Source organism: Streptomyces sp. MBT53 (genome assembly GCF_016654115.1).
Classification (GTDB): Bacteria; Actinomycetota; Actinomycetes; order Streptomycetales; family Streptomycetaceae; genus Streptomyces.
In genome coordinates this window covers 1-7,851 of sequence record NZ_JAEQAZ010000290.1, presented here as the reverse complement: position 1 = coordinate 7,851, position 7,851 = coordinate 1, and the positions used below count along the sequence as shown (strand labels likewise).

At 70.1% G+C, this 7,851-nt stretch carries 8 protein-coding genes; 2 read left to right on the top strand and 6 right to left on the bottom strand.

Features of this window, described 5'->3' with window-relative positions; genetic code table 11:
- The 5 genes from JHN45_RS48415 to JHN45_RS48395 form a co-directional block, all read right to left on the bottom strand.
- Positions 1-1,024 (bottom strand): WXG100 family type VII secretion target (locus tag JHN45_RS48415; protein ID WP_201055835.1); only part of this gene is annotated, 1,024 nt, incomplete at its 3' end.
- Positions 1,024-1,326: a DUF6317 family protein gene (locus JHN45_RS48410; RefSeq protein WP_201055834.1), complete on the bottom strand. Its 303-nt coding sequence runs from the start codon at positions 1,324-1,326 to the stop codon at positions 1,024-1,026. The genes JHN45_RS48415 and JHN45_RS48410, both read right to left, overlap by 1 nt.
- Positions 1,326-1,814: a hypothetical protein gene (locus JHN45_RS48405; protein WP_307783415.1), complete on the bottom strand. Its 489-nt coding sequence runs from the start codon at positions 1,812-1,814 to the stop codon at positions 1,326-1,328. The genes JHN45_RS48410 and JHN45_RS48405 overlap by 1 nt, the downstream gene beginning before the upstream one ends.
- 213 nt (positions 1,815-2,027) lie before the next feature.
- A complete protein-coding gene (gene kstD, locus JHN45_RS48400) occupies positions 2,028-3,803 on the bottom strand; it encodes a 3-oxosteroid 1-dehydrogenase (RefSeq protein ID WP_201055833.1) in 1,776 nt (591 codons plus the stop codon).
- Between the two features lie 75 nt (positions 3,804-3,878).
- Positions 3,879-4,337, bottom strand: coding sequence for an ATP-binding protein (locus JHN45_RS48395; RefSeq protein ID WP_201055826.1), 459 nt, complete (start codon positions 4,335-4,337; stop codon positions 3,879-3,881).
- A 122-nt stretch (positions 4,338-4,459) separates the two neighbouring features.
- Between JHN45_RS48395 and JHN45_RS48390 the strand changes: the two genes are divergently transcribed.
- Both JHN45_RS48390 and JHN45_RS48385 read left to right on the top strand, forming a co-directional pair.
- Positions 4,460-5,314, top strand: a complete 855-nt coding sequence (locus JHN45_RS48390; RefSeq protein ID WP_307783413.1) for a helix-turn-helix transcriptional regulator — start codon at positions 4,460-4,462, stop codon at positions 5,312-5,314.
- The gene (locus tag JHN45_RS48385; protein ID WP_201055824.1) at positions 5,311-5,589 is read left to right on the top strand and encodes a DUF397 domain-containing protein; all 279 of its coding nucleotides are present in this window, start codon (positions 5,311-5,313) and stop codon (positions 5,587-5,589) included. Before JHN45_RS48390 ends, JHN45_RS48385 begins: the two co-directional genes overlap by 4 nt.
- Here JHN45_RS48385 and JHN45_RS48380 read toward each other — a convergent pair.
- On the bottom strand, positions 5,537-7,456 hold the full coding sequence (locus JHN45_RS48380) for a long-chain fatty acid--CoA ligase (RefSeq protein ID WP_201055822.1): 1,920 nt from the start codon (positions 7,454-7,456) through the stop codon (positions 5,537-5,539). The two genes, JHN45_RS48385 and JHN45_RS48380, sit on opposite strands and share 53 nt — an antisense overlap.
- Positions 7,457-7,851: the final 395 nt, after the last annotated feature.

Below are 7,851 nucleotides of genomic sequence, written 5' to 3'. Positions count from 1 at the left end.
CCGCCACACCCCCCACGGCCACCCCGACATCCACCGTCACCGAGTGCTGCCAGGACCACCCCTTGTCATGGTCGTCCTTGGCCTCCACCACCCCGCACGCCGCAGCCGCGGCGACATCGATGACCGGGACCTCCTTGAGGAACTCGGGAAGTGCCTCGAGCCCCTTGCCCAGCCGCAACGCGTCCGCCGCGTCCGCGAGTTTGACGTTCAGGAGCCGGTCGTACGGGAGCTTGCTGCTGCCGACGTCGGCGCGGGCGATGGACTCCTCCAGGGAGTCGACCCGCATGACGGCGTCGCGGTAGGCGCCCTTGGCGGGGAGGTCTTTGGGGAGGGAGCGGCCGGCTTTCTGGTACGCCTTGCGTTCCGCGCGGAGTTCCTTCTTCGCCGTCTGCTCCGCGGCCTTCGCGTTGTCGAGTTCGGTGCGCGCCTTCTTGCCGCCGGCTCGCGCGTCCTCCGCGTCGTAGGCGTACAGCCCGCGGAGCGCGTCCGCGATGGTGATCTTGTCGCCGGTCGACACCGGGGCCGTGACCTGGGCGTACAGACCGCGCAGCTTGTCCGCGGCGACCAGCCGGGCGTGCTGGGCGGTGTGCTCGACCTGCTTGCGGACCGTGTCGTACTCGGTCATCGCGGAGATGGCCTTCTGGTCGGCCGCGCCGGGTGGGTTCGCCGTGACCATGGGCAGCGGGACGCCCTTGTCGCCCATGGACACGCCCTTGCCCGTGGCGACGTGCTCCGCGTTCTGCAGTGCCGTCTCGCAGGCGGAAAGCGCGTCGGCGAGGGTGCCGAGGATGTCCCCGGCCTCGAACACCAGGCTGGCGAAGGCACCGGCCGTCAGCGCGTCCTCACTCCACTTCGCGCGGAACTCCTCCGCCGCGTCGCCCTTCCACCCGGCGTCGTCGACGAGCGACTCGACGGCATTGGTCACCGGCCGTACGACGTCGTCGAGTTGGTTCTTGGCGTTCTTGTACGTGGTGGCCATCGTGTGCAGTCCGCCGATGTCACCGCCGATCCAGCTGTCACCCATCAGCCGTCCCCCACCATCAGATCCTCGAACACCCCGTGGACGTCGACGTCGTGCCGGTGGAACGAGTCACGTGCGTACGCGACCTTGTCGCCGTGTTCGTCGAGCCGGTCGGCGAAGAGGACGTGCAGGCCGAGGATGAGGTGGGCGACCTCCTCGATGGCGTCGTCGAGGCCGACGTCACCGCCGCTCACCACGGGCGGGGAGACCTGGGGGTGCAGTTTGCGGTAGTCGGTGGCCTGGTCGCGGAAGGTCGTGGCCATCGAGGTGAGGTCGCTCAGCACCGCCTTGAAGTCGGCCGACATCAGCGCACCTCCCGCGCGTAGGCGGCCACGTCGGCCGGCCGCCAGTTGTGCCGCCCCTGCTCCACCTTCGGGTCGAGGACGACGGTGCCGCCCCGCTCCCCCAGCGCCTCGGCCAGCGGCCCGATCGAGGTGAGCACCCACGGCTGGGCCTGGCCGAACGCGGCCACCAGCTTCTCCACCGTGGTGAAGGCATAGGCCGCGGTGTGCCGCGCGGGATGCTCGAAGAGTTCGTAGACGACGAACGGCACCCGGACCGCCCGCCCGTCGTCGTCCACCGCGTCGACATACCGGGGATGCGCGGGCACGAAGACGGCCGTCTCGTACGGCGGCACCCCGGGCCGGGGCCCCGGCCGCCCGTCCGCCGAAGGCCCCGGTGGCGGTGTCGCCTCCGCGTAGTCGAGCAAGCTCGACCGGCGCAGCTCCGGCACCTCCGCTGCCGCCGGCCCCTGCGCGTACTCAAGCAGGCGTGAACGGTTCGGCTCCCCCACCGCCGTCTCCTCATCCCCGTAGGTCGTGATCGTCGCTGTGGACGTGTTCGCGCCATCACAGTAGCCACCGACCGAGGGCTCAAATCCCGCTATGTCGGCCCTACGAGCACGTTGCATGCGCAATGCATACGGCCGCTTGGGCGCAGCCTGGTCATCACTTGACCCGGTGATGACCAGGGTGATGACCAGGCCGGGCCGGCAGCCCCACGACCGCTACAGCGCCCCCGCCAGATCGAGCGCCGCCACATACCCGAACGTCATCGCCGGACCGATCGTCGAGCCCGCGCCCGCGTAGCTGTGCCCCATCACCGCCGCGCTGGCGTTGCCCGCCGCGTACAGACCGGGGATCACCGAACCGTCCGCCCGCAGCACCCGCGCCCGTGCGTCCGTGCGCATGCCGCCCTTGGTGCCGAGATCACCGGGGACGATGCGGAGGGCGTAGTACGGGGGCAGCCAGAGCGGGGCGAGGCAGGAGTTGGGGAGGATCGCGGGGTCCGTGTAGTAGTGGTCGTAGGCGCTGTCGCCGCGTCCGAAGTCGGTGTCCTTGCCGTTCGCCGCAAGGGAGTTGAAGCGGCTGACGGTGGAGCGGAGGGCTGCCCCCGGGACGCCGATCGACGAAGCCAGGGCGTCCCACGTCCACGCCTTGTACGCCGCGCCCGAGCTATACCAGTCGTCGGGGAAGGCGAACGTCGGCAGGATGTCCCTGAAGAGGTAACGGTTGCGGTAGTTCTGGTCGACGATCAGCCAGGCCGGGATGTCGGGGGCGGCGGGATTGCGGTCGTACATCGTGTGGACGACGTCGCTGTAGGGGGCGGCCTCGTTGACGAAGCGGGAACCGGCCTGGTTGATCAACAGGCCGCCGGGGAGGGTGCGTTCGGCGAGGCAGAAGTACGGGTCGGCGGGGAGCGGGATGGCCGGGCCCCACCAGGCGTCGTCCATCAGCGCGAGCGAGGCGCCCGCCCTCTGCCCGGCCTGGATGCCGTCGCCGGTGTTCTCCTTCGCGCCGACGGTCCAGTCCGTGCCGATGGGCTGGCGCTGGTACTGGGCGCGCATGGCCGCGTTGTGCTCGAAGCCGCCGGAGCCGACCACGACCCCGCGCCGGGCGCGGACCAGTCCGGCGGTCCCGTCGCGGGTGACGACGGCTCCGGTGACCGCCCCGGCCTCCAAGTACAGGTCGGTCAAAGGGGTGTTGAGCCATACCGGCACCTGCGCCGACTGGAGTCCCGCGCGCAGTCCGGCGGCGAGGGACTGCCCCATGGTGAGCGGCTTCTGCCCGAGCAGGGCCGCCTGTGTGCCCCGGGCCAGGCACTGGGTCGCCACGGCGGCGCCCTTGACGTTCACGGCGGCCAGGTCGAGCCACTTGTAGTCGGCGCTGAAGACGACCATGCCGGCCGGGACGGCCAGGTACGGCGGGTTGAGGTGGGCGAGTTCGGCGCCGAGGATGTTGCCGTCGAGCTGATCGGGTTCTATGGAACGGCCGTTGGGCAGTCCGCCCGGCAACTCCGGGTAGTAGTCGCTGTATCCCTCCATCCAGCGGAAGCGCAGCGGGCTGTTGGCCATGACGAAGGAGATCATGGCGGGGCCGTGGGCGAGGAAGGACTGCTGGCGGTCGGCGGGGACGTCTGCGCCGACGACGGCCGCGAGGTAAGTGGCCGCCTTGGCAGGGGTGTCGGGGACTCCGGCGGCCAGGATCACCGGGTTGTTCGGGATCCAGATCCCGGCGCCCGAACGGGCCGCCGAGCCCCCGAAGGTCGGCGCCTTCTCGACCACGACACAGCTCAGGCCCTGTTTGGCGGCGGTCAGCGCGGCGGTCATCCCGGCCGCGCCGGACCCGATCACCACGACGTCGTAGGTGCCGAGGAGGGGAAGGTCGGCCGCGTGGGCCGAGGAGGGGACTCCGGCGACGGCGAGCGCGGCGACCGCACCACCGGCCAACACGCTTCTTCTGCGCGGGAGTTCCACATGTGCGTCGTCCGTGCTCGGGGTCATGGCCGCTCCAGCCCGACGGGAAATGGGCTGGGAATGTCGCGCGGGGGTCTTGTGAAGTCAATAACCGAGACTCCCTCAAACCGGACACGGCCCTGCCGGTCGCCCGAGGGCGAGTTCGGCCCAGACCGTCTTTCCCACGCCCCGCTCGGTGACGCCCCAGGTGTCCGCAAGGAGGGTGACGAGGATCAGCCCCCGCCCTCCCTCGCCGTCCGGGTCTTTGACGTCACGGGGTCCGCGGTCGCCGCGCGCGTCGCTCACCTCGATACGCAGGGTGTCCTCCGGGAGCAGCCGGAGGCGGAGTTCGAAGTCACGGCCCGGGACTCTGCCGTGGGTGACGGCGTTCGCGGCGAGTTCGGCGACGAGGTGCTGGGCGGTGTCGTTCGGGTCGCCGTCGTGCGGGTAGCCCCAGGTGGCGAGTTGTTGCCCGGTGAGGCGGCGGGCGAGGCGGGCGCCTCGGGGTGTCGCGCTGAGCCGCTGGGCCAGTTCGGCGGACGGGGCGGAGACGTCTGCGGGGGTGGAGATTTCTGCGTTCACGTCACTGAGCGTGGCGGGTTGTCTCTACGCTGACCAGGGTCGATCCGGCGACTCCGGGTAGCTGTACGGGTTCGTACGGCGAGGTGTCGGCTTGTCGGCCGTGACGAAGGGAGGTGACCGGGGTGAGCGAGCAGAGGCCGGAGACACCGGCGGAGGCCGACGGGACGACGGGGTTGTTCACGGCGCTCGGGAAGCAGTTGCGGATCCTGCGGGAGCGCGCCGGGATGACGCAGAAGGAGTTCGGGCAGCACGTGGGGTACGGGCCCGACGCGATCTCGGCGATGGAGCGGGGTGTGCGGGTGCCGCGGCCCGAGGTGCTGGAGAAGGGGGACGAACTCTTCGGTGCGGGTGGGTTGTTGAAGGAGGCGATCCCCGAGGTCAAGGAGGCGATGACGCGGGCGCGGACGCGGCATCCGGAGTGGTATCGGAGTTATGCGGTGCTGGAGGCGGAGGCGGTTTCGCTGTACGACTACAGCACGATGGGCGTGCTCGGGCTACTCCAGACCGAGGAGTACTCGCGGGCCGTGTTCACCCAGCGGCAGCCGCCACTGGACGAGGCGACGATCGAGAAGCGGGTCACGGACCGGCTCTCGCGGCAGCAGTTCTTCGAGCGGTGGCCAGCTCCGGAGTGCAGCTTCGTGGTGGAACAGGCTGTGCTGGAACGGCCGATCGGCGGACCCCGGGTGCACGCGGACCAGTTGCGTCAGTTGCTGCGCATCGGGGGCATGCGGAACGTGCAGCTTCAGGTGATGCCGACCGGACGCGACGTGCACCCCAGCCTGGGCGGTTCGTTCACTCTGTTGATCCCGAAGAAAAGGGAGCAGGTGGCTTACACGGAGATCCAGGGGTACCCGCGCCTGATCATCGACCGAGAAGAGGTGCGCATCCTCGCCGCCCGCTATGGGATCATCCGGGCGCAGGCGCTCAACCCGCAGGAGTCCCTGGACCTGATCGAGAAGATGCTGGAACAACGATGAACATAGAGCAGTTGAGCTGGTTCAAGTCGAGCTACAGCAGCGGCGAAGGCGGCCAATGCCTCGAAGTCGCTTACGCCTGGCGCAAGTCGAGCTACAGCGACGGCGAAGGCGGCCAATGCGTAGAAGTCGCCGCCTGCCCCCACACCATCCACATCCGCGACTCCAAAACCCCCGCCTCCACCCACCTCACCGTCTCCCCCGAGGCATGGTCCGCGTTCCTGTTCACGGCCGCACGTCGTACAGCGCCTCGATGTCCTTGGCGAAGTCCCGCATGACGACCTCGCGCCGCAGCTTCATCGACGGCGTCAGATGTCCCGCCGCCTCGGTGAAGTCCACCGGGAGGACGCTGAAGCGGCGGATGGACTCGGGCCGGGAGACCAGCTTGTTGGCGTCGTCGACGGCTCGTTGCAGGACCGCTCTCAACTCCTCGTCCTCGACGAGGAGTTCGGCGGGGACCGGATGCTTGCCGTTCATCTGGCGCCAGTGGGTGATGCCGTCGAGGTCGAGGGTGATGAGGGCGGCGACGTAGGGGCGGCGGTCGCCGACGACGATGCACTGGCCGATCAGGGGGTGGGCGCGCAGCCAGTTCTCCAGCGGGGCCGGGGCCACGTTCTTGCCGCCCGCGGTGATCAGGATCTCCTTCTTGCGGCCGGTGATGGTGAGGTAGCCCTCGTCGTCGAGATGGCCGATGTCGCCGGTGGCGAGCCAGCCGTCCTGGGAGGCGGGGACGACCCCCTCGCCGTGCGGGTCCCAGTAGCCGCGGAAGACCTGGCCGCCGGCGAGCAGGATCTCGCCGTCGGAGGCGATCCGGACCTTGGTGCCGGGCATGGGCCAACCCACCGTCCCCAGCCGGGGTTTGAGGGGCGGCGTGCAGGTGGCCGCGGCCGTGGTCTCCGTCAGGCCGTAGCCCTCGAAGATCTCGATGCCCGCGCCGGCGTAGAACGCGGCGAGGCGGCGGCCCAGGGGGGAGCCGCCGCAGATGACGTAACGGAGCTTGCCGCCGAGGGCGTTGCGGATCTTGCGGTAGACGAGCGGGTCGTAGAAGGCGCGGGCGGTTCTCAGCGGGCCGCTCGGGCCGGAGCCCTTGCCGGACTGGCGGGTCTCCAGGGCCTCGCCGTAGCGGACGGCCGCATTGGTCGCGCGGTCGAAGACCTTGCCCCGGCCGCCCTTCTCCGCCTTCGCCCGGGCGTTGTTGAAGACCTTCTCCAGCATGTACGGGATGGCCAGCAGGAAGGTGGGCTGGAAGCTCGCCAGATCCGCCAGCAGGTCCTCGGACTTGAGGCTCGCGGCGTGGCCGAGGCGGACCCGGGCGCGGATGCAGGCGACAGCGACCATCCGGCCGAAGACATGGGAGTAGGGGAGGAAGAGGAGCGTGGAGGGCTCTTCGTTCGCCTTGTTCTTGAAGACGCCGTAGAGGAGTTCGATCGCGTTGTCGACCTCGGCGAGGAAGTTGCCGTGGGTGATCGCGCAGCCCTTGGGGCGGCCGGTGGTGCCCGAGGTGTAGATGACGGTGGCGAGCGTGTCGGGCAGCAACACCCCACGCCGTACGGCGACTTCCTGGTCCGGGACGGTCCGGCCCAGTTCGGCCAGCCGGTCCAGGTGGCCCTTCTCGAAGACCCACATGTGGCGCAGGTCGGGCAGCCGGGGTGTCTCCGGGCCGAGCGCCGAGGCCTGCGCGACCGTCTCGGCGGCCATCGCCACCGCGCCGGTGTCCTGGAGGATCCAGCGGATCTGGAAGAGGGAGGAGGTCGGGTAGATGGGGACGGTGACCAGACCGGCCGCCCACGCCGCGAAGTCGAGGAGCGTCCACTCGTACGACGTGCGCGCCATGACCGCGATCCGGTCGCCCGGCGCGAGGCCCTCCGCGATCAGTCCCTTGGCCACGGCCTGCACCTGCTCGGCGAACTCGGCCGCCGTGACGTCGGCCCAACTCCCGTCCTCCGCCTGCCTGCTGAGGACCAGGTGGTCGGGGGCCGCGGCCGCGTTCTCGAACGGCACGTCGGCGAGCGAGCCGTGCGTGGCCGGCGGCACCAGCGGCGGTACGGAGACCTCGCGGACCACGCCGTCCAGCCGCCGTATCTCGGGCTCCACGAGTACGGGCGTGCCGTCGTAGTCGTAGCCGGACGGGTAGGCGAGGGACATGGCAGCTCCTGAGGCGTGCAGCTTGTACCGCTCTGCTGCATTAGGTACGCATGGCACGTACCGGGGCGTTCATCCGGGCCCGGGGCAGGGTGTTACCTCGGGTCAGGTCGCAGATCGTACGGGCCTCTCGTGGGGACTTGGTGCGGTTTCGGGGGTGGTACGGGGCCGGGCCTGTGCAACCTCGGCGGGTTCGCAGCGTTTTGTCGGCCATGTGCCGGCCCTGCGCCGCCGATGCGTCGGCCATGCGCCCGCCATGGGCCGTCCGGCTCGCCCCACTTGGCCTTACCTACGGTAACCTTACTCCGAAGTAAGCTGAAAAGAGCCGCCCAGGACACCACCCGGGAGTGGGACATGGCCAACCCCTATACGCCCCTCACCGACACCCCCGCCCTCAC

Coding starts and splice junctions, on each gene's coding strand:
- JHN45_RS48410 (WP_201055834.1), bottom strand. CDS start 1,326: ATGTCGGCCGACTTCAAGGCGGTGCTGAGCGACCTCACCTCGATGGCC.
- kstD (WP_201055833.1), bottom strand. CDS start 3,803: ATGACCCCGAGCACGGACGACGCACATGTGGAACTCCCGCGCAGAAGA.
- JHN45_RS48385 (WP_201055824.1), top strand. CDS start 5,311: ATGAACATAGAGCAGTTGAGCTGGTTCAAGTCGAGCTACAGCAGCGGC.
- JHN45_RS48380 (WP_201055822.1), bottom strand. CDS start 7,456: ATGTCCCTCGCCTACCCGTCCGGCTACGACTACGACGGCACGCCCGTA.